The organism is Faecalibacterium butyricigenerans (assembly GCF_020687345.1).
GTDB classification, from domain to species: domain Bacteria; phylum Bacillota; class Clostridia; order Oscillospirales; family Ruminococcaceae; genus Faecalibacterium; species Faecalibacterium butyricigenerans.
In genome coordinates, this window is the sequence record NZ_JAJEQL010000022.1 from 18,717 (window position 1) to 39,087 (window position 20,371).

Sequence of the window (20,371 nt, forward strand, 5' to 3'; positions counted from 1 at the left end):
GAATCATCTGCCGCAAAAAAACGAGACAGGCAGTTCCGTTTGGAAAAGCCTGTCTCGTTTTTATTGTTGGATCAAACCCGTGCAGAAAATCCTGCCGGGCAGATGTTCGGTGTAAGATCACAGATGAATGGATCCGCCGTCTTCACCCGCGTCGGGGTCACGACCAGGAGTACGGATCACAGCAAAAGCATAAGTGTTATCCCCAATTTTTTCTGTAGTTACGCTGACCGTGCCTTCAGAACCATCAACTGCATCCCAATTGGAAATAATCATAACGCGTTCTTTTGACATAAGATTGTAGGCGATCCATGCATTTTGCGAATCAAATTTTTCAGAAGGAAGCTTTATGAAGCTGATGCCGACATACTCAGCCTTATCATCATCAACAAAAGGTTCTCTAAACGAAACATATGCATCATAGTCCAGCTCATCCATATACTCCTTAGCGGTTTTATCGGCGTTTTCAGATGCTGCCAGCCAGTCTTTCGCTTTGCTGGCCAAAAGCGCAGCATCATTGTTTTCGACCGGCTTCAGTGTGACATGAGAATCAGACCCACTTACAAGCATGGACTCTAAAGTAACCGAAGGCATCGACTTGATGTAATCTTCAATTTTCGTTTTGGATATTCCACAGCTGGTGAGCAGGGTGAGCACCATTGTACCAGCCAATACGACAGCCAAAAGTTTTTTCACAAATTTCATAGCCAGTTCCTCCATTTCATACAGAAACACCTTAGGTGGCACTGCAATCATGCACAACCTTTTTCTTCATTATACTTTTTTTTTTAGCGAAATTGTCAAGTAGTCTTTCTGTAAAATTTCAAATAAAAAAGCTCTCCCAATAGGAGAGCTGGCGCGTCAGCGCCTGAGTGCTTCTCAGCCCAGAATGCCGGAGATGAAAATTTCCAGACCGATGCCGATGAGGATGACGCCGCCGAGGACGGAGGCCTTGCCGGAGAGCTTGGTGCCGAACTTCTTGCCGATGGAAAGACCGGCTGCACAGATAAAGAAGGTGACGACCGCAATGATGAGGGAGCAGACCAGCGCCATGAACCAGCCGTACTCCGAGATGGTGAAGCCCACCGACAGGGCATCGATGCTGGTGGCCACCCCCTGCATGAAGAGTGCGCCTGCGCTCAGCTCGGCAGCCTCCTCGGTCTCCTCGCCCTTGATGCCCTCGAGGAGCATCTTGCCGCCGATGTAGCCCAGCAGGATGAGGGCGATCCACGGGATGAGCGTCTCGAAGGAGGAGAACAGCTCCACGATGGTGTGGACGCAGACCCAGCCCAGCATGGGCATGGCGGCCTGAAAGACGGCGAAGGTGCCTGCGACTTGGACGCCTCGGCGGCGGGACATCTTGGGGTCATGCAGACCGTTCGCCATCGAGACGGAGAACGCGTCCATTGCAAGACCCACGCCCAGCAGGGCGCTGTTGAAGAAAAACAAAAGACTCCATTCCATGATTATGCCTCCTGATCTGACCGGAATTGGTGGGCAGAGAAAAGACCCGGAATCGGCGCGCTTCGCCAATTCCGGGTCTCATTTTCTGACAAACTGACTCCATGTGGAATGGGCGTGGTACTCGCACCAAAACACATGAGTCTCGCAAATGAAAGCAAGCCAGACAGCCGCCCGGGCCGTCATTGTGTTGACTTGCTGCACCGCCTGCAAAACGGTGCCTGCTACTCCCCCATGAGGATCTTTTCTATTGTTCCGATAGCTTATCACATCAGGGGCCGATTTGTCCAGTATAACCGCAGCTTATTTTTTTACGATCTTGAAGCGGCCCTCCATCAGAGCGCCCTCCATGACGGCGATGGTGGCGGCGGTCAGGTCGCCCGTGAGGGCGCTGCCGGTGGTCAGGGTCACACGGCCGCTGGACTCCACATTGCCCACGATGCGGCCAGAGCAGATCATATCCTTGGTCTTGATGTTGCCGCCGATGACCGACTGGGGGCCGATCTTGAGCAGCTCCTTGGCGCTGACATCGCCCTGCACGCTGCTGGTCACAAGCTCCACATTGCCGCCCTGCACGTTGCCCTCGATGTTGGCAAAGAGCTTGACGTTGCCCTCGGAGAAGATGTCGCCCTTGAAGACGCCTGCGATCTCCACATCGCCCTTGGTATGCAGAGTGCCTTCAAAGACGCTGCCCTCCGCCAGAAGGGTGGTCTTGGGCTTCTCAGGGACCTTTTCCAGAGGCTTCACCTCTGCGACGGTCGGCGCGACGGTCAGACTCATCTCGTCCTCTTCCACATTCATAGCTGCGGACTCCGCAGGCTTCTCCGCCGTCTTGTCGGCCTCCCGCTTGCTGCCGCCCCTGCCGATGCCGAACATCTCATAGGCTGCCTGCGAAAAATTGTCTTTCTTGCTCATCTTCAACACGTTCCTCTCATGATTGATTTGACGCCGATCTATAGTGGAAGCTGACCTGACGCACCGTGCGGTCCAGCGGGGCAAAATCAAAGCCCTGCTCCCGCAGCGTATCAATGAGTGCAGGCAATGCTTCAACTGTCGTCTTGCAGTGGGCGGAGTCATGCATCAGCACGACTCCATGCTTCTTCTGGGCCGAATAGGAGGTGATGCCCTCCACGATGGTGCTGGCCGAGGGCGACTTTTTGGCCGCATCCTCTGCCGAAAGGTTCCAGTCGTAGTAGCGGAAGCCGCGGCGAAGCATCTCCGCGATGATCTCCTTGTAGACGCCCTGATTGTAGTTGTTGAGGCTGCCGCCCGGGAAACGGAACACCGTGGGGATCACGCCTGCCTCATCCCGGAGGATGACGAACAGCTTATAGAAGTCATCGAGGAAATCCTCCACCGAGGTATAGATCTTTTCGTAGTCGTGGCTGTAGCTGTGCATCCCGATGGTGTGGCCTGCCGCAGCGGCCTTTTTGATGCGCTGGATGGAGGTCTCATCCTCCCGGCCAATGACGAAGAAGGTGGCCTTGACCCCCTTCTCGTCCAAGATCTTCAGCACCTCGTCGGTGCGGTCAGAGGGACCGTCATCGAAGGTAAGGTAGATGATCTTGCCGGCGTCCTCGATGTCCGGCAGGGGGGTGGGCGCATAGAAATCCGGGTAGAGCAGCTGGTAGCTGAGCGGCTCCTGCTCATCGGAGCTGTCGGCCTCCGGCTCTGTCTCCGCCGAAGCCGCCTCGGCCTCGCTGGCGGCTTCATCCTCTTCGCCCGTCAGCACGACGGCGTTCTGGGCCAGCAGGCTCTCTGCCGTCTTTGCCCGGCTCCGCCAGCGGAGCGCCAGCCCGGTCGGGATGAGCACGCCGAGGATGCAGCACAAAAAAATGATGTTTTTGAAAAACCGGACGCTTCCGATATACGGCTCATTGCTCTGCATTTTACTCCACTCTCACGCCACGAAAAAAATATTTTTTCGTGGTCCTGCCCTATGATGATAATTGTTCTCTTTAATGATACCCCAATTCCCGCCAACATCAAGGTCGTTTCATGACGCATTCAGGTCGTTTCATATCAAATCATGTCATCGAATGGAACTTTAAAATTTCGCCTGTCATTTTCGTCAAAGTTTGTCCCGTTTTTTCGTGCAAAAAAGCAAAAAGACCCTGTGGGGTATCCTCTTGCAAAAGAGAAACTTCCTCACAGGGTCTTCTTATGTTTTTGTCCCGGGATTTATTCCTCGTCGCCGACGTCGGCCTCGGGAGCTTCGGCGGCCGATGCCTCATCGGCTGCTTCCATCTCCGCCAGCTGCTCGGCGGTGGGTTCGTCCTCGGCATCAGACTCGATGCTCTCAGTCTGTGCCTCATCGTCGTGGTCTGTGCGGGCAAGGACCATGACCTTGTCGTTCTCGCCCAGACGCATGACCCGGACGCCGGAGCCATAGCGGCTCTGGACGGGGATCTCGTTGGCGTGCAGGCGGATGATAATGCCCTCCTGACTGCTCAGCAGCACATCGTCGATGTCATCCACGATCTTGACCGCTGCCACCTTGTCCTTGGAGGCGTCGTAGTTCCGGATGCCCTTGCCGCCGCGTGCGGTGATGCGGTAGGTGTCGATGTCGGAGCGGCGGCCCTTGCCGTTCTCGGTGACGGTGAGCACTGTGCCGCCCTCGCGGCAGATGCAGACGCCGACGACCTCGTCGCCCTCGGCCAGCTTGATGGCCCGGACACCGTGGCCGCTGCGGCCCATCGGGCGGGCGTCGGCCTCGTTGAAGCGGATGGCCTGACCGTTGCGGGTAGCCACGATGAGCATATCATTGCCGGTGGTCAGGCGGGTCCATGCCAGCGCGTCACCCTCGTTGAGGGCGATGCCGATGAGGCCCGTCTTGCGGATGTTGGCGTACTGCTCCAGCGGGGTGCGCTTGATGAGGCCCTGCTTTGTCACCATGGTGACAAAGCCGCCCTTGTTGTCCTCATCCTTGGGGTAGCAGAGCATATTCGTGACCTTCTCGCCTTCGGCCAGCTGCAGCAGGTTGACGATGTTGCTGCCCTTGCTGGTGCGGCTGCCCTCGGAGATGGTGTAGCCCTTGACCCGGAAAAGGCGGCCTCTGTCGGTGACGAACAGGACGTAGTCGTGGGTGGAGCCGACGAACATCTCCTGCACGATGTCCTCTTCCTTCCGGGTCATGCCGGAGATGCCGCGGCCGCCGCGCTTCTGGGCCTGATAGGTGGCCTTGAGCTGACGCTTGATATAACCGGCCTCGGTGAGGGTGTAGACACACTGCTCCTCGGCGATGAGGTCCTCGATGTCCACCTCGCCGGTGACGGACTGGATCTCGGTGCGACGCTCGTCGCCGAAGCGCTTCTTCATGTCCAGCAGCTCGTTCTTGACGATCTCGAGCACTCGGGCATCGTGGGCGAGGATGTCTTCCCAGTCCTCGATCTTGGCCTGCAGGCCGGACAGCTCTTCCTCGATCTTCAAAATCTCGAGGCCGGCCAGACGGCCCAGCTGCAATTTCACGATGGCGTCGGCCTGCGGGTCGTCGAAGCCGAACTGCTCCATGATGGCGGTCTTGGCCTCCGACATACCGCCCTTGCAGGCGCGGATGGTGGCGATCAGCTCGTCCACGATGTCGGTGGCCTTTTTCAAGCCCTCGAGGATGTGGGCGCGCTCCTTGGCCTTCTTCAGGTCGTACTGGGTGCGGCGGCGGACGACTTCATCCTGAAACTCGACGTACTTCTGGATCATCTGTTTCAGGGTCATGACCTTGGGCACCTTGTGGTCGATGGCCAGCATGATGACGCCCACGGTGTCCTGCAGCTGGGTGTACTGATACAGCTGGTTCAGGATGACCTGCGCGTTGGCGTCCTTGCGGATGTCCACCACGATGCGCATTCCCTTGCGGTTGGTCTCATCGTTCAGTCCGGTGATGCCCTCGATGCGCTTGTCCTTGACCAGATCGGCCATATTCTCGATGAGCCGGGCCTTGTTGACCATATACGGGATCTCCGTGATGATGATCTGGGTGCGGCCATTCTTGGTCTCTTCGATGGTAGCGCGGCCCCGCAGGGTGATTTTGCCGCGGCCGGTGGCGTAGGCGGCGCGGATGCCGCTGCGCCCCATGATGATGCCGGCAGTGGGGAAGTCCGGGCCTTTGATGTGCTCCATCAGGCCGGGCAGGTCGATGTCGGGGTCGTCGATATAGGCCACGCAGCCGTCGATGACCTCGCTGAGGTTGTGGGGCGGGATATTGGTGGCCATGCCGACGGCGATGCCCTGACTGCCGTTGACCAGCAGGTTCGGGAAGCGGCAGGGCAGGACGCTCGGCTCCTTCTTCGTCTCGTCGAAGTTGGGGTCCCAGTTGATGGTGTCCTTGTCGATGTCGGTCAGCATCTCGACAGCCATCCGGCTCATGCGGGCTTCGGTGTAACGGTAAGCAGCCGGGGGGTCGCCGTCCACAGAGCCGAAGTTGCCCTGGCCGTCCACCAGCGGGTAGCGCAGGGAGAAATCCTGTGCCAGACGGACCATCGCGTCGTAGACGGAGGCGTCGCCGTGGGGATGGTAAGAACCCAGCACCGCACCGACGGTGTCCGCCGACTTGCGGTAGGGATGGCTGGGGTCGTTGCCGCGCTCGTGCATGGTGTAGAGGATGCGGCGGTGGACGGGCTTCAGACCGTCACGCACATCCGGCAGGGCGCGGGCCACGATGACTGACATGGAGTAATCCAGAAACGCCGTCTCGATCTCTTTCTTGACGTCCCGGATGATCATCTTGGTACCGCTGCCCGGTATCATCACGTAATCTTCTTCCATTGTTTCCTCCCATTACACGTCGAGCTTTGCGTACTGCGCGTTGGTCTCGATAAAGCGGCGGCGCGGCTCCACCTGATCGCCCATCAGGATGGTGAAGGCCTCGTCTGCCTTCTCGGCATCCTCGATGGTGATGCGGACGATGACGCGGTTATCCGGGTTCATGGTGGTCTCCCAGAGCTGCTCCGGGTTCATCTCACCAAGGCCCTTATAGCGGTTGATCTTCGCGCCGGGCATCTCCTGCGACAGAAGGGCCATTTCGGCGTCGTTGTAGGCGTATTTGATGGTATTTCCCTTCTGCACCTTGAACAGCGGGGGCTGTGCCACATAGACATGGCCCTGCTCGATGAGGGGGCGCATATAGCGGAAGAAGAAGGTGAGCATCAGGGTGCAGATGTGAGAGCCATCGACATCGGCATCGGCCATGATGAAGACCTTGTCATACCGCAGTTTGGAAATATCGAACTCGTCGCCGATGCCGCAGCCCAGCGCCAGAACGACCGGCATCAGCTTGTCGTTGCCGTAGATGCGGTCGGCGCGGGCCTTTTCGACGTTGAGCATCTTGCCCCACAGGGGGAGGATGGCCTGAATGGCCGAGTCACGGCCCATCTTGGCCGAGCCGCCTGCAGAATCGCCCTCAACGATGAAGATCTCAGTGCGGCTGGGGTCTTTCTCACGGCAGTCGGCCAGCTTGCCGGGCATCCGGCTGGTCTCCAGCGCGCTCTTGCGGCGCACCAGCTCACGGGCTTTCTTGGCAGCGGCGCGGGCACGGGCGGCCTGCGTGGCCTTCTCGAAGATGGCCTTGGCGACGCCCGGGTTCTCCTCGAAGAACTCCATCAGCTTGGAGTAGACCATGTTGGACACGAGGGTGCGGATCTCGGTGTTGCCCAGCTTTGCCTTGGTCTGGCCCTCGAACTCAGCCTCCTGCAGCTTGACGGAGATGACACAGATGAGGCCCTCCCGGACGTCTGCGCCGGACAGGTTCTCGTCCTTCTCCTTCAGCAGGCCATGGCTGCGGCCATAGTCGTTGAAGACGCGGGTGAGGCTGCTGCGGAAGCCCTCTTCGTGGGTGCCGCCGTCGGGAGTGTTGACATTGTTGGCAAAGCTCAGCAGCAGCTCGTTGTAGCTGGAATTATACTGCAGAGCGATCTCGGCCATGCCCCGGTCGGTCTGGCCCTTGAGGTAGATGACATTGGGGTGGAGCACCTCGAGGTCCCGCTTCTCGCCCAGATAGGTGACGAAGCTCTTGATGCCGCCCTCGTAGCACATGACCTCGGTGCGGTAGGTCGGCTCGCCCTCCTTGCCGTCCTCAAGGACGGGGGTGTAAAGCTCCCGCTCATCGGTCAGGGTGATCTTCACACCGGCGTTCAGGAAGCTCTCCTCCCGCAGCCGCTTTTCCAGCGTCTCAAAGTTGTAGACGGTGGTGTCCTTGAACATCTCAGGGTCGGGCTTGAAGGTGACGCGGGTGCCGGTGACGCTGGGGTCCACCGTGCCGATGCACTTCAGCGGCCCATCCGGGTCGCCGCGGCGGAAGGTCTGCTCGTACTCGTGGCCGTCGCGGCGGACGTTGACGGTCAGCCACTCCGAGCAGGCGTTGACGACAGACGCACCGACGCCGTGCAGGCCGCCGGCCACCTTGTAGCCGGAGTTCTCGCCGCCGAACTTGCCGCCGGCGTGGAGGATGGTGTAGACGACGGTGACGGCAGGCAGGCCGGTGTCTGCCTGAATATCCACGGGGATGCCGCGGCCATTGTCCGTGACCTGAATGATGTCGCCCTTTAAGATCTTGACCTCGATATGGTCACAGTAACCGGCCAGAGCCTCATCGATGGCGTTGTCCACGATCTCGTACACCAGATGGTGCAGACCCCGCTCGCCGGTAGAGCCGATATACATACCGGGGCGCTTGCGCACAGCCTCCAGACCTTTCAGGACCTGGATCTCGCTGGCGTTGTATTCATGGTCCGTCGCAGTATCTGCGTTGGTGCTGGTAATGATTTCCTCTGCCATTTCCTTTCTCCCTTTTGTTTCGTTATTTCGTTACGATTTGTAAAAAGCAAATTTGCTTGGATGTCTTTTTGATATGCCGCATCGGCCTCCACTTGCTTATTCCAGCTTCATCTCCGTGCGCCGTTTGAGGGCAGCGGGAGACAGCTCGGAAAGATACACCGTATCCACCGGGGCGTCTGCCAGCACATAGCTCTGGGGCAGCTCATCGGACAGACTGACCACAGCCCCGTTTTTCTGGGCGTAGTTCAGAAACTCCCGCCCCCGGGGAGAGATGGTGGTCGTCTCCAAGTTGAAGATGCCGATGATGTCCCGGTCGTTCAGGACGTAATCGCGGCCCAGATGCACATACATTCTGCTCACACTTTCGTCAGTACGCCGCCGTTCATCCGGTAGACCTCGCCGTCTGTTCGGAGGAAGGCGGTGTCGTCGCAGCTGGTCACGAAGGTCTGCTTCTCCCGCATCCGGGTCAGCAGATACTGCTTGCGGCCGTCGTCCAGCTCGCTGAGCACATCGTCCAGCAGAAGCACCGGGTGTTCGCCCGTGATGGAGGCAGCCGCTGCGGCTTCCGCCATCTTCAGGCTCAGCACGACGCTCCGCTGCTGTCCTTGGCTTGCATACACTTTTGCAGGCTGGCCGTCCAGCAGGAGCTCCAGATCTTCCCGGTGGGGGCCGCAGAGGCTCTGCCCGGCCCGCAGCTCCTCGGGCATTTTCTGCCGCAGGAGCTGGGCCAGCCCTCCCGGCTCAAACTGGGCCGCATACCGCAGGCGCAGCGTCTCGGCCCCGTGAGACAGCTCTTCATAGTTCGAGCAGGCCAGCGGCGCGAGCGTCTCAAGATACGCCCTGCGGCGCTGCTGGATGGCCTCGCCCTGCTGAGCCAGCTCCACGTTCAGCACCTCCAACAAGGCTCTTTTTTCGGCATAGGGACGCGCAGCACCGTTTACAGAACGGCGAAGCAACGCATTTTTTTGCTGCAAAGCCCGGATATAGCGGCGGTAGATGGTCAGATAGCCGGGGTAGAGCTGGCAGAGGGCTGCATCCAGAAATTTCCGCCGCCCCTCGGGTGCGCCCTTCACAAGGCTCAGGTGTCCGGGGTCGAACACCACCGCCGGAAAACTGCCTGCAAGGCTGGCGGCCCGCTTGACGGCGCCCCCGTTCACCGAGGCCGTCCGGCCCGGGCGGGGGGAGTCCGGTGTGCCCACGGTCAGGCGGACGCGGTTCGGCTCTTCTGTTTCCTGCTCCTCCTGCTGTGCGCGGAGAGTGGACGCTTTGAGCAGAGCGAAGGGTTCGCCCCGGCGCACCAGTTCGGCGTCCTTGCCGCCCCGGAAGCTCTTGCCTCCGGTGAGCAGCCAGATCGCTTCCAAGAGGTTCGTTTTGCCCTGACCGTTGTTGCCGCAGATGACTGTCAGCTCCCGGCCCGGTGTCAGGCTGGCCGAGGCGATGTTCCGGTAATTTTCGACCTCGAGAGAGAGCAGCCGCATCAGCCGCCCATCCCGATCTCGATGGTCTGGCCGTCCAGCTCGACGGTGTCGCCCGGACGGCACTTCTTGCCGCGCATGGTGCAGACCTCGCCGTTGACCTTCACGGCCCCGCCCTGCACCAGCTCCTTGGCTTCGCCGCCGGTCTCGCACAGGCCTGCATATTTCAGCAGGGCATCCAGCTTGATAAATTCGGTATGGATGAGGATCTTTTGCATTTTATTACGCCTCTCAGTCGTTTTTAAAGCGGACGGGCAGCACGAGGTAGAGGAAGTCGCTGCCCTCCACAGGCAGGACTTTCACCGGGCTGAGCGGGCCGCTGATCTCCATCCGCACCTTCTCGGTGCGGGCATTGCGCAGAGCATCCAGCAGATAGCGGTTGTTGAAGCCGATCTCCACCTCGTCGCCCTCGCACTCGGCGTTGAACTCATCGACGACGCGGCCCAGATTCGTCTGGCAGCGGACGACGACTTTACCCTCTGTAAAAGTGATGCGGAGGGGATTTTTTAAACGCTCTGTAATAATCAGGGAGGCGCGCTCGATGGTCTCGATGAACTCCTTGGTGTCGATGGTCACCCGGGTGCGGCTGCCTGCGGGGATGACGTTGCGGTAGTTGAGGAATTCTCCCTCGATCAGGCGGCTCATGATGGTGTAGCCGGCAGTCATGAAGACGACATAGCGGCGGTTGGCGCAGATGTGCACCAGCTCTTCGTCGTCGTTGGGCAGCAGGTGGGACACTTCGGTCATGGTCTTGCTGGGGACGATGATGCGGATGTCCTTGACGGCAGTGAGGGGCCGCTCCACGATGGCCAGACGGTAGCCGTCCAGTGCAACGATGGTCATTTTATCCGGTTCGATCTCAAAAAGTTCACCGGTATGCGCCGGTTTTTTCTCGTCCTGACTGACGGCGTACAGGGTGCGGTCGATCATGTCCCGCAGCACACCGGTCTTGATGGTCAGGGTCTCTTCGGCACCGGTGTTGGGCAGCTCGGGGAAATCGGAGGCGGACATGGACTGGATCTCGAACTGTGCCACGCCGCTTTGGATGGTGGTCTTGCCATTATCGGCCGACTGGATGGTGATCTGGCCCGACGGCATCCGGCTGATCATGCTGCTGAGGAGTTTTGCATTCAGAACGATTTCGCCGGGTTCCTTGACATTGGCTTCGATGGTGGTCACGATGCCCATTTCGAGGTCGTAGCCGGTAAGGGTCAGCTGGAAACCTTCCGCTTTCAGTAAAATGCCCTCCAACACTGGGATGGTAGAGCGCAGGGTGACTGCTTTGGATACGCCGTCGATGGCTGCACTCAGAAGAGTTTTATCGCAGATGATGTTCAAAGCTTTATCTCTCCTTTTTTGCGTCAGTTTTGCTGTCGTTTCCCATGGGATCCGATGCAAAAACCTGTTTTTCTATATTGAACTTGTTGTAGTAACCGTAGTAGGGGCTGGGGAAGATGTGGAAAACTCCGCAGACCCTTGCTGGGATGCGGGGTTTTGGTTTTCCACGGGTCTGTTGAGGGACTGTGGATGGAATGTTGAATCGGAGAAACATCTGCCGCTTTCCACATCGACTGTGGAGAATCGGAGTTGAATGTTGAAAACTCAGTGGAAAGAGTGGAAAGTTTCGGCCTTTCACCACAATATCTGGGTCTGTTTTCCCCGTTTTGTCCCTTTTTCTCCCCATATTTTGGGGTTTGCGCCGGAATGAGTATGACTTTTACCCGTCAGGCTTTCACGTTCTTGATGATGTCACTGACCGTTTCCCGCAGGTGCTGGTCGTTCTTCATGTCCCGCTCCATGGTCTTGAGGGAGTAGACGATGGTGGAGTGGTCACGGCCCGAGAACTCCCGGCCGATCTCCTCCATGCTCATGCCGGTGACTTCGCGCAGGATATAGATGGCCACACGGCGGGCGGATGCGACATTGGCGTTCCGCTTGGTGCCCCGGATGTCGGCAGGGGAGACGTTGAAGGTGCGGGACACCTCGCCCACGATCTTCTCGATGGTGACCGGCACGGGCTGGGTCTCGTTGAGGATGTCCTTGATGGCGTTCTGTGCCACGCTGATGACCGGCTGGATGCCCTCGAGCATATAGTAGGCGTTCAGCTTCTTGACGGCACCTTCCAGCTGGCGGATGTTGTTTTTGAGGTGGTTGGCGATGAACTCGGCCACATCCTCCGGCAGGTCGAGATGGAGAAGCTCTGCCTTCCGCTTGACGATGGCCACGCGGGTCTCAAAATCTGGCGGCTGGACGTCGGCGGTCAGGCCCCACTCGAAACGGGTGCGCAGACGCTCTTCCAGACTCTTGATCTCCTTGGCCGGGCGGTCGGAGGCGATGACGATCTGCTTGTGGGCGTCGTGGAGGGAGTTGAAGGTGTGGAAGAACTCTTCCTGCGTGGACTCCTTGCCCGCGATGAACTGGATGTCGTCCACCAGCAGCAGGTCGGCCACGCGGTACTTCATCCGGAAGTCTTCGGTGCTGCCGGCGCGGATGGCGGCGATCAGCTCGTTGGTGAACTGCTCACAGGTGACGTACATGATGACGAAGTCGGGGTGGGTGCGCTTGATCTCGGTCTGGATGGCCGTCAGCAGATGGGTCTTGCCGAGGCCCGAGCCGCCGTAGATGAACAGCGGGTTGTAGGCGCCGGAGGGGTTGGCGGCAACAGCCTGCGCCGCAGCAAACGCAAACTGGTTGGAGGGGCCTTTGATGAAGTTCTCGAAGGTGAACTCGTAGTTGCCCTGCGGCGAGGCGGGGTTTGCCTCGTACTGCTGGGCCAGCACCACCTCGTGGGGCGGCGTGCTGGGCACCACGAGGGTGATGTCCACGTCAAAGCCCAGCACCGTCTTGAAAGCCTCCTTGAGCAGGCCGAGATAGCGGTCCGTCACGATCTTGCAGATGAAGTCGTTGCGCACCGAGAGGGTGATATGGCTGGAGTCCTCAAAGCTGATCGGCTCCAGTCCGTCGATATAGAGATTATATGTCGGCTCCGCCATCTGCGCTTTGCAGTAGCTCTGGGCAGCCTCTAAAACGTCCTTGAAAGAATCCATAGTACATCCACTCCATTGAAGTTTTCAACAATGCTGCTGATACTAGGTTAGTATACCACAAAAATCTCCCTGCGTCTATATTATATAAGGTAATTTATAATACATAAAAAAGACATACCTGCGTCTTGGAAATAGACTTGTGTCCAAGGCGCAAAAAAGACACAAGATATTGTGGCTGAAAAGTTTTCCACGGGGAACGGGTGAAAAAGTTGAAAGTTTCTCCACAAAGATTTTTCAAAAAAGTTTGCAGGAAAGCGAAAAAAATGCTTGACAGAATGCCATAGTGTGCGATATACTGTTGAATTGCAAGCCTGTCCCCATTTTGGGACCAGAATAGACCCCATATGGGGACGAGTTTTTACGGAGGATACGAACCATGAAGAGAACTTTTCAGCCCAAGAAGCGTCAGCGCAAGGAAGTTCATGGCTTCCTGACCCGCATGAGCACCAAGAATGGCCGCAAGGTCATCAACGCACGCCGTGCTAAGGGCCGCAAGAGCCTGACCGTCTGATCCTGAGCCTTATGCATCAGGTCCGGCGCAGAATGGAATATGCGCAAAAAGGCCGCTGATATTGGATTGGCGGTCTTATTTTTTTACCCGGCTTTCGGAAAAAAGGCCGGAAAAAAGCGGCAGATAGTCGCATTGCCTAAAAAAACGGTCAAAGATTTGGCAGAGAAAACGCCCGGATGAGCTTTTCATGTCGGCGTTTTTTTGCTATACTGAACACTGAGCATTGCCTTTTTCCGGGTGGTGCTCCCACATCACCTGAAGGGAGGCGCACAGGATGCGCTATCGTCCCATCCGCCGCAACGGCGAGTTTGGCCGCGTGTATGCCCGCGGCAAGTCCTATGTCAATCAGGCGCTGGTGCTCTATGTCCTCAAGACGCGGAGCAAGCGCACCCGGGTGGGCCTGACGGCCACCAAGAAGATCGGCCATGCCGTCCAGCGCAACCGCGCCCGCCGCGTCATGAAAGCCGCCATCGACGAGCATCTCGACTACAACATCGGCGGCTACGACCTCGTTTTCGTGGCCCGGGGCATGACCCCCCGGCTCAAGAGCTGGCAGCTCAGTGCCATCGTGGCCAAGCTTTTCGCACAGGCCGGACTGCCGGATAAGGCGAAGCAGCCGGGCGCAAAGCCTCCTGCCACCCTGCCTCCGGCCCGCAGACCCGAGGCGTGAGCATCTTTCAGAAGGCCCTGTGCGGGCTGATCCGGCTCTACCAGCGGTTTATCAGCCCGGGTCTGGGTCGGAACTGCCGCTTTTCCCCCTCGTGCAGCCAGTACGGCATCGAGGCCATCCGCACCCACGGCTGCCTCAAGGGGCTGCTGCTGACCGGATGGCGGATCGCCCGGTGCAATCCGCTGGGCCGCTGGGGCTACGATCCCGTGCCGGAGAAGGGCCGCTGGAAAAATCCGGCCCGGCACTTGTCGGCGTCGGCCCTGTTTTCCACAAGACACGAAAAATAAGTGGAAAACGAACCTCTCCGTCACGCCTGCGGCGTGCCACCTCCCCTAATGAGGGGAGGCTAAGAGGAAAAGCTATTATAATGCTTCTTGTGACGTGCTGAGCTGTGGGCGGTGCGTCCTACGATAAAAATAACCGTCCCGCACCACAGGCGGGGCAGAATGGACAGAGACATGAATATTTTGTACATCCTCGGTGTACCTCTCGGCTATGTGATGGAGTGGATCTACAACCTCATCCCGAACTATGGCTGGGACATCATCATCTTCACCATCGTCATCCGCCTGCTCAGCATCCCGCTGCAGCTCAACCAGCAGAAGAGCATGGCCAAGATGTCGGCATTCCAGCCGATGATCGCGGACATCCAGAAAAAGTACAAGGATAAGCCCGACAAGCAGCAGGAAGAGCTGATGAAGCTCCAGCAGGAATATGGCTATAAGCCCACGGCCGGCTGTATGCCGATGCTGGTCAACTTCCTTGTCATGTTCGGCGTCATCGAGGTCGTGTACCGTCCGCTGCAGCGCATCTTCCACATCGGTGCGGACGCCATCAATGCCGCAGGCAGTGCCATGGAAGCTCTGGGCATCAGCTTCACGCAGGTGACGCGGGATACCAACATCATCGAGCAGGTGCTGGCAGGGGAGAGCAGTGTCACCTCTGTGTTCACCGCCGACCAGCTGAGCACCATCACCGAGTTCGGCAGCCACATGGATTTCTTCGGCATCGACCTGACCCGTGTGCCCCAGTATAGTCTGGCAGCGGACAACCTGCCCCTGCTGATCTTCCCCATCCTCGCAGTCGTTACCATGTTCATCTCCACCCACATCAGCATGAAGGCCTCCGGTCAGGAGATGCAGGGCAGCATGAAGCTGACCATGTATATGATGCCTCTGATGTACGTCTTCTTCTGCTTCACCGTGCCCTGCGCATTCTCTCTGTACTACGTCATTTCCAACATCGTCATGACCGTCCAGACCCAGATCATGCGCAAGATCTATGACCCTGAGAAGATGAAGGAGCAGGTCAAGGCCGAGATCGCGTCCCGCAGGAAGGAAGAAAAGCGCGGCGTGAAGAGCACCACCATCAAGGTCAAGGACGAGAAGACCGGTGAGGTCGTGGAAAAGAATATCTCCGCCAGCGAGATGAACAAGCGCCGCCTCGAGTACGCCCGCCAGCAGGATGCGGAGCGCTACAAGGACGAGCGCACCGTCCCGCTGAGTGAGCTGGAACACAAAAAGGAGGATTGACGGTTATGATCCGTACTCAGGAAGCGACCGGCAAGACGGTCGATGAAGCACGCATCAACGCCTGCGCTCTGCTGGGCGTGGAGAAGGACGACATCAACGTCAGCTACGAAGTGCTGGAAATGCCCCAGAAGACTGGTTTTCTGGGCCTGAAGCTCACCCCCGCCAAAGTCCGCGTCAGCGTTGAACTGCCGGACGAGCCGGTGGCTGCGCCGGCTGCTCCGGCCGCTGCGCCTGCCCCCGTCGTGGAGGAAAAGGCTGCACCGGCTGAGCCTGTCGTGGAGGAGGCTGTCCCCGAAGCCCCCGCTGCTGAGGCCCCTGCCGCACCGGTAGAGGAAGCTGCCCCTGCCGAAGAGCAGGCCGCTCCCGCCGCCGAGGGCGAAGAGGTGGAGGTGCCCATCTGCATCGAGGAGAATGCCAAGGTCCAGGCCGCGGTGGACTACCTGAAGGACGTCATCGAGAAGATGGGCGTGCAGGATGTCAGCTTCAGCGCCGTGCAGAAGGGAGAGGCCACCATCATCCGTCTGAACGGCGAGAAGATGGGCGCCCTCATCGGCCGCCGCGGCGAGACGATGGAGAGCCTGTCCTATCTGGCAAGCCTCGTGGCCAACCGCCTCGAGGGCGATTACATCAAGCTGGGCCTCGATGTGGCCGGCTACCGCGACAAGCGCGAGAGCGACCTGACCGCACTGGCACAGCGCATCGGCACCAAGGTGCGCCGCACCGGCCGCAGCTTTGCGATGGAACCGATGAACCCCTACGAGCGCCGCATCATCCACTCTGCCATCGGCAAGATGGAGGGCGTCCGCAGCGAGAGCAAGGGTGAGGGCCGTGACCGCCGTGTGGTCATCTACTCCACCGACCCCAACGCTGTGGCCGAGAGCGCAAATGCACGTCCCCGCGGCCCCCGGGGCGGTCGTGACCGCAACAGCAATGGCCGTGGCGGCAGCTACCATCGCGGCGGCAACGGCGGCCGGAATGGCCGCGGCCCCCGCAGCGGCGGTCCTCGCAGCAGCTACCGCTCCAATGTGCCCGAGCGCACCTATACCCCGCGTGACGCCGAGAGCGCTGCCCCCGTGGCACCCAAGCGCACCGAGCGTGTGGATGATTTCGCCGATCTGAGCTTCGGCAAGATCGAGCTGTAAACGCAAATCGATAAGACCCTCTCCCGCAGCACGGACGCTGTGGGGGGAGGGTCTTTTTGCATAAAAGGAAATACTATAAATTTACCTGTTCTTTTCGTGAAGATGGTTTACGATAAAAAGCATTTGTGAGAGAATCGTTTCGGAAGAAAAGTCGTTCTTATCGGAAAATTGGAGAATATGTCCAATTCTGAGAGAAATTTTTCTCCTACTTGTACATTGTAAAACAGGGCAGGCAAGTTTTATACTAAAGCTACAAGTGCTTCGGAATCTATACCAAGCCGAAAAGAGAGGAATTACTATGGAACAGAATAAGATCTCCCGCCGCAATTTCCTGCGCGTGGCCGGTGCATCGGCCACTGCCGCCGCAATGGGCGGTCTGGCCCCTGCCGCTTCGGCAGCCGGCATCAAGGACCTGTGGAGCATGGACCTGCAGATCCTCGCCACCAGCGACACCCACGGCAAGTTTGACCCGTGGGATTACGCTGCCAACAAGGCAGACGCCTCCGGCAGCGTAGCCCAGCAGGCCACCGCCATCAAGGAGAACCGCACCAAGACCACGCTGGTCGTGGATGCAGGCGACACCATTCAGGCAAACTCTGCCGAGCTGTTCCTGAACGACGATGTCCACCCCATGATCGCCGCCCAGAACGCCATCGGCTATGACATCTACGTCACCGGCAACCACGAGTACAACTATGGCATGGCCACGCTGGAAAAGGTGCTCTCCCAGCAGAAGGCAAAAGTCCTGACCGGCAACGTCTACAGCCCCGAGGGCAAGCCTCTGGCGGATGGCTACACCATCATCAACAAGGGCGGCGTCAAGATCGGCGTCATCGGCATGGTCACGCCCAACATCACCCGCTGGGATGCCAAGAACCTCGAGGGCTGGACCGTCACCAACCCCGTGGACGAGAGCCGCAAGATCATCGACAAGATCAAGGATGAGGTGGACGTTATCCTCGGCGTCATGCACATGGACACCGACAACGAGTACGGCGTCTACGGCTCCGGCGTCACCGATCTGGCCAATGCCTGCCCGGAGTTCGACGTCATCGTCGCCGCCCACGGCCATAGGAGCATCCCCAACATGATGATCAATGGCGTGCTGGTGGTGGAGAACAAGAACGCCGGTGCCACCGTCTCTGACATCCACATCTACCTCCAGCGCGACTGGACCGGCAAGTGGAAGGTGAAGGAACGCACCTCCGAGAACCTGACCATCAAGGACTACGCTCCCGACCCCGAGCTGACCGCTCTGCTGGCTGAGTACGATCAGCGCGCCAAGGACGACGCTGTCACCCCCATCGGCCAGCTGGTCGGCGGCGATCTGGCCCCCGAGAACGAGATCGACTGCCTGCCGCAGGCCATGGTGCAGGATACCGCTCTGCTGGACTTCGTCAACGAGGTACAGATGTACTACACCGGTGCTCAGGTGGCAGCAACGTCCCTGACCTCCATGACCTCCCAGATGCGGGAGGGCACCATCCGCAAGTGCGACATGGCAAGCATCTACACCTACCAGAACACCCTGTACAAGCTGCAGATGAACGGCCTGCAGCTGCGCAAGTTCATGGAGTGGTCGGCTGCCTTCTTCAAGACCTGGGAGCCGGGCGACGTGACCATCGCTTTCGACTCCTCCATCCGCTACTACCTGTACGATGCCTTTGAGGGTGTCAAGTACGACCTCGACGTTTCTCAGCAGCCGGGCAACCGCATCCATAACCTGACTTGGATGGATGGCCGTCCGGTGGAGGACAGCGACGTCTTCGTGGTGGCCGTCAACAACTACCGTGCCACCACCCAGCTGCTGACCTATGCTGACATCTTCGCACCCGGCGACGAGCTGCCCAAGCTGCTGGAGATCGACGTGCGCGGCGATGTGGGCGGCGTCCGCGAGCTGCTGGGCGAGTACATCCGCACCGTCAAGGGCGGCACCATCGAGCCGCATGTGAACAACAACTGGAAGATCGTGGGCAACAACTGGAACGCTGCCGACCACCAGAAGGCTGTCAAGCTGCTGCGCGAGGGCAAGCTGGCTCTGTCGGAGAACGCCGACAGCCGCACCCTGCCCAGCAAGGCGATCACCACGGCGGATATTGCCGCATTCTGATTTTTTCTTACACGCAGCGGGGCGTGCAGTCTTTCGGGGCTGCACGCCCTTTTTGCGCAGCATATTTCTTTTTTTGGCGGTTCGTGGTAGAATATACTGTATTCATCTGCGAACAAGGAGGGGAGAAGATGCAGCATTCGACCATTGCGGCCATCGCAACGGCCCCGGGCGCAGGCGGCATCGCCGTCGTGCGGCTGTCCGGCCCGGAAAGCTATGAGGTGGCGGAGAGGGTGTTCCGCCCGGCCAACCCGTCGAAGAAGGTGGCGGAGGCCAAGGGCTATACGGCCATGTTCGGCGCATTCGTGGAAGGGGAGGACGCTTTTGATGAGGGGGTGGCGCTGTTTTTCCGCGCACCCCACAGCTACACCGGCGAGGATGTGGTGGAGCTTTCCTGCCACGGCGGAAGCGCGGTGGCCCGGCGGCTGGTGGAAGCCTGCATCGCGGCGGGCGCGTCGCCTGCCGCCCCCGGCGAGTACACCCGCCGCGCCTTCCTGAACGGCAAGCTCAGCCTGACGCAGGCAGAGGCGGTCATGGACCTCATCTCTGCCGATGGCCGACAGGGGGCAGCACTGGCGAATGCCTCCCTGAACGGTGCGCTGTCCCGGAAGATCACGGCACAAAAGGACGCGCTGACGACCTTGCAGGCCCATCTGGCGGCTTGGGTGGACTTCCCGGAGGAGGATGTCCCCGAGCTGAGCCAGAGCCATCTCTGCGCCGTTTTGGGCGGGGTAGAGCAGGAACTGGATGCCCTCATCCAGAGCTATGATGCGAGCGCTGTCCTCCGCGAGGGCGTGGACTGCGCCATCGTGGGCCGGCCGAACGCGGGCAAATCCACCCTTCTGAATCTGCTGGCCGGGTTCGACCGGGCCATCGTCACGCCGGTAGCGGGCACGACCCGGGATGTGGTGGAACAGGCCGTCCAGCTGGGCGATGTCCGGCTGAACCTCTTCGACACCGCCGGTCTGCGCCAGACGGAGGACGCCATCGAGGCCGAGGGCATCCGCCGCAGCTGGAAGAAGCTGGAGGAAGCGGGCTTGATCCTCGCCGTCTTTGACGGCTCAGAGCGCCCGACCCGAGAGGATCTGGAGCTGGCAAAACGCTGCGCGGGCCGTCCGGCCATCGCGCTGGTCAACAAGGAGGACAAGCCCTCCCAGTTCGATGCCGAGTGGATCGCACCCTATTTTGCGATGGTGCTGCCGGTCTGCTGTCAGGAGGAGGGGGCGCGGAAGGTCATCGCAGCGGCTGTGGCCCGTCTGCTGGGCACGAGCCAGATCGATCCCCACGCCGCCAGCCTCTCGGGGCAGCGGCAGCTCTCCGCTGCCACCCGCGCCCGGGATGCAGTGTCCGGTGCGCTGGACGCCGCACAGGGGCTGGGGCTGGATGCTGTGTCGGTCTGTGTGGACGATGCGCTGGACGCCCTCTGTGAGCTGACCGGGGAGAACGCCTCGGAGGCGGTCATCAATGAGGTGTTTGAAAAGTTCTGTGTGGGGAAGTAAAAGGGATGGTCAGAGGGGAGAGCGTGCGGTTGAGTTCTCTTTGGGTGGGATCGCGCGCTGGTAGCGCGGGGGATGTTTTTTCTTACGGTCAAGTGGCTTGCGCTCCGCGCGGGCCAGAGGCAGGGAGGGGTGTTTCGACTCCCCCCTCCCTACCTCTGGACT

Annotated in this window: 19 protein-coding genes; 8 read left to right on the forward strand and 11 right to left on the reverse strand. The window is 59.4% G+C overall.

All coding sequences use genetic code 11. From position 1 onward, the window contains the following. Positions 1-117: 117 nt before the first annotated feature. From LKD23_RS08960 to dnaA, 11 genes are all read right to left on the reverse strand, one after another. Positions 118-702: a hypothetical protein gene (locus tag LKD23_RS08960; RefSeq protein ID WP_227621350.1), complete on the reverse strand. Its 585-nt coding sequence runs from the start codon at positions 700-702 to the stop codon at positions 118-120. Between the two features lie 174 nt (positions 703-876). Continuing rightward, entirely contained in the window at positions 877-1,461 is a 585-nt protein-coding gene (locus tag LKD23_RS08965) for a manganese efflux pump MntP (RefSeq protein ID WP_227621351.1), read from the reverse strand. Between the two features lie 300 nt (positions 1,462-1,761). Further along, positions 1,762-2,373 carry a bactofilin family protein gene (locus LKD23_RS08970; RefSeq protein ID WP_227621352.1) on the reverse strand — a complete coding sequence of 204 codons (612 nt, stop codon included), beginning with the start codon at positions 2,371-2,373 and terminating at the stop codon, positions 1,762-1,764. A gap of 16 nt (positions 2,374-2,389) precedes the next feature. After that, positions 2,390-3,346 carry a polysaccharide deacetylase family protein gene (locus tag LKD23_RS08975; protein WP_227621353.1) on the reverse strand — a complete coding sequence of 319 codons (957 nt, stop codon included), beginning with the start codon at positions 3,344-3,346 and terminating at the stop codon, positions 2,390-2,392. Between the two features lie 293 nt (positions 3,347-3,639). After that, a complete protein-coding gene (gene gyrA / locus LKD23_RS08980) occupies positions 3,640-6,219 on the reverse strand; it encodes a DNA gyrase subunit A (RefSeq protein WP_227621354.1) in 2,580 nt (859 codons plus the stop codon). A gap of 12 nt (positions 6,220-6,231) precedes the next feature. Next, positions 6,232-8,226 carry a DNA topoisomerase (ATP-hydrolyzing) subunit B gene (gene gyrB, locus LKD23_RS08985; RefSeq protein ID WP_227621355.1) on the reverse strand — a complete coding sequence of 665 codons (1,995 nt, stop codon included), beginning with the start codon at positions 8,224-8,226 and terminating at the stop codon, positions 6,232-6,234. Between the two features lie 96 nt (positions 8,227-8,322). Next, positions 8,323-8,577 (reverse strand): extracellular matrix regulator RemB, encoded by a 255-nt coding sequence (remB, locus tag LKD23_RS08990; RefSeq protein WP_227621364.1) that lies wholly within the window; start codon positions 8,575-8,577, stop codon positions 8,323-8,325. Positions 8,578-8,582: 5 nt separating this feature from the next. Continuing rightward, complete coding sequence (gene recF, locus LKD23_RS08995) at positions 8,583-9,704, reverse strand: DNA replication/repair protein RecF (RefSeq protein WP_227621356.1); 1,122 nt, start codon at positions 9,702-9,704, stop codon at positions 8,583-8,585. Further along, on the reverse strand, positions 9,704-9,919 hold the full coding sequence (locus LKD23_RS09000) for an RNA-binding S4 domain-containing protein (protein ID WP_015565050.1): 216 nt from the start codon (positions 9,917-9,919) through the stop codon (positions 9,704-9,706). Before LKD23_RS09000 ends, recF begins: the two co-directional genes overlap by 1 nt. Positions 9,920-9,932: 13 nt before the next feature. Next, entirely contained in the window at positions 9,933-11,039 is a 1,107-nt protein-coding gene (gene dnaN, locus LKD23_RS09005; protein WP_227621357.1) for a DNA polymerase III subunit beta, read from the reverse strand. 386 nt (positions 11,040-11,425) lie between these two features. Then, the gene (gene dnaA / locus LKD23_RS09010) at positions 11,426-12,748 is read right to left on the reverse strand and encodes a chromosomal replication initiator protein DnaA (RefSeq protein ID WP_015565051.1); all 1,323 of its coding nucleotides are present in this window, start codon (positions 12,746-12,748) and stop codon (positions 11,426-11,428) included. 376 nt (positions 12,749-13,124) lie between these two features. On the opposite strand from dnaA, the gene rpmH reads away from it, so the two are divergent. From rpmH to mnmE, 8 genes are all read left to right on the forward strand, one after another. After that, the gene (rpmH, locus tag LKD23_RS09015; RefSeq protein ID WP_005924258.1) at positions 13,125-13,259 is read left to right on the forward strand and encodes a 50S ribosomal protein L34; all 135 of its coding nucleotides are present in this window, start codon (positions 13,125-13,127) and stop codon (positions 13,257-13,259) included. Between the two features lie 39 nt (positions 13,260-13,298). Then, positions 13,299-13,439 (forward strand): hypothetical protein, encoded by a 141-nt coding sequence (locus LKD23_RS09020; RefSeq protein WP_227621358.1) that lies wholly within the window; start codon positions 13,299-13,301, stop codon positions 13,437-13,439. A 94-nt stretch (positions 13,440-13,533) separates the two neighbouring features. Continuing rightward, positions 13,534-13,929: a ribonuclease P protein component gene (rnpA, locus tag LKD23_RS09025; RefSeq protein ID WP_227621359.1), complete on the forward strand. Its 396-nt coding sequence runs from the start codon at positions 13,534-13,536 to the stop codon at positions 13,927-13,929. After that, positions 13,926-14,216, forward strand: coding sequence for a membrane protein insertion efficiency factor YidD (gene yidD, locus LKD23_RS09030; protein ID WP_330221121.1), 291 nt, complete (start codon positions 13,926-13,928; stop codon positions 14,214-14,216). Before rnpA ends, yidD begins: the two co-directional genes overlap by 4 nt. A gap of 171 nt (positions 14,217-14,387) precedes the next feature. Then, positions 14,388-15,461 (forward strand): YidC/Oxa1 family membrane protein insertase, encoded by a 1,074-nt coding sequence (locus tag LKD23_RS09035; protein WP_227621360.1) that lies wholly within the window; start codon positions 14,388-14,390, stop codon positions 15,459-15,461. 5 nt (positions 15,462-15,466) lie between these two features. Continuing rightward, positions 15,467-16,603: an RNA-binding cell elongation regulator Jag/EloR gene (gene jag / locus LKD23_RS09040; protein ID WP_227621361.1), complete on the forward strand. Its 1,137-nt coding sequence runs from the start codon at positions 15,467-15,469 to the stop codon at positions 16,601-16,603. A gap of 298 nt (positions 16,604-16,901) precedes the next feature. After that, positions 16,902-18,713 (forward strand): 5'-nucleotidase C-terminal domain-containing protein, encoded by a 1,812-nt coding sequence (locus LKD23_RS09045; RefSeq protein ID WP_227621362.1) that lies wholly within the window; start codon positions 16,902-16,904, stop codon positions 18,711-18,713. A gap of 128 nt (positions 18,714-18,841) precedes the next feature. Then, the gene (gene mnmE, locus LKD23_RS09050) at positions 18,842-20,209 is read left to right on the forward strand and encodes a tRNA uridine-5-carboxymethylaminomethyl(34) synthesis GTPase MnmE (RefSeq protein ID WP_227621363.1); all 1,368 of its coding nucleotides are present in this window, start codon (positions 18,842-18,844) and stop codon (positions 20,207-20,209) included. Positions 20,210-20,371 lie beyond the last annotated feature (162 nt).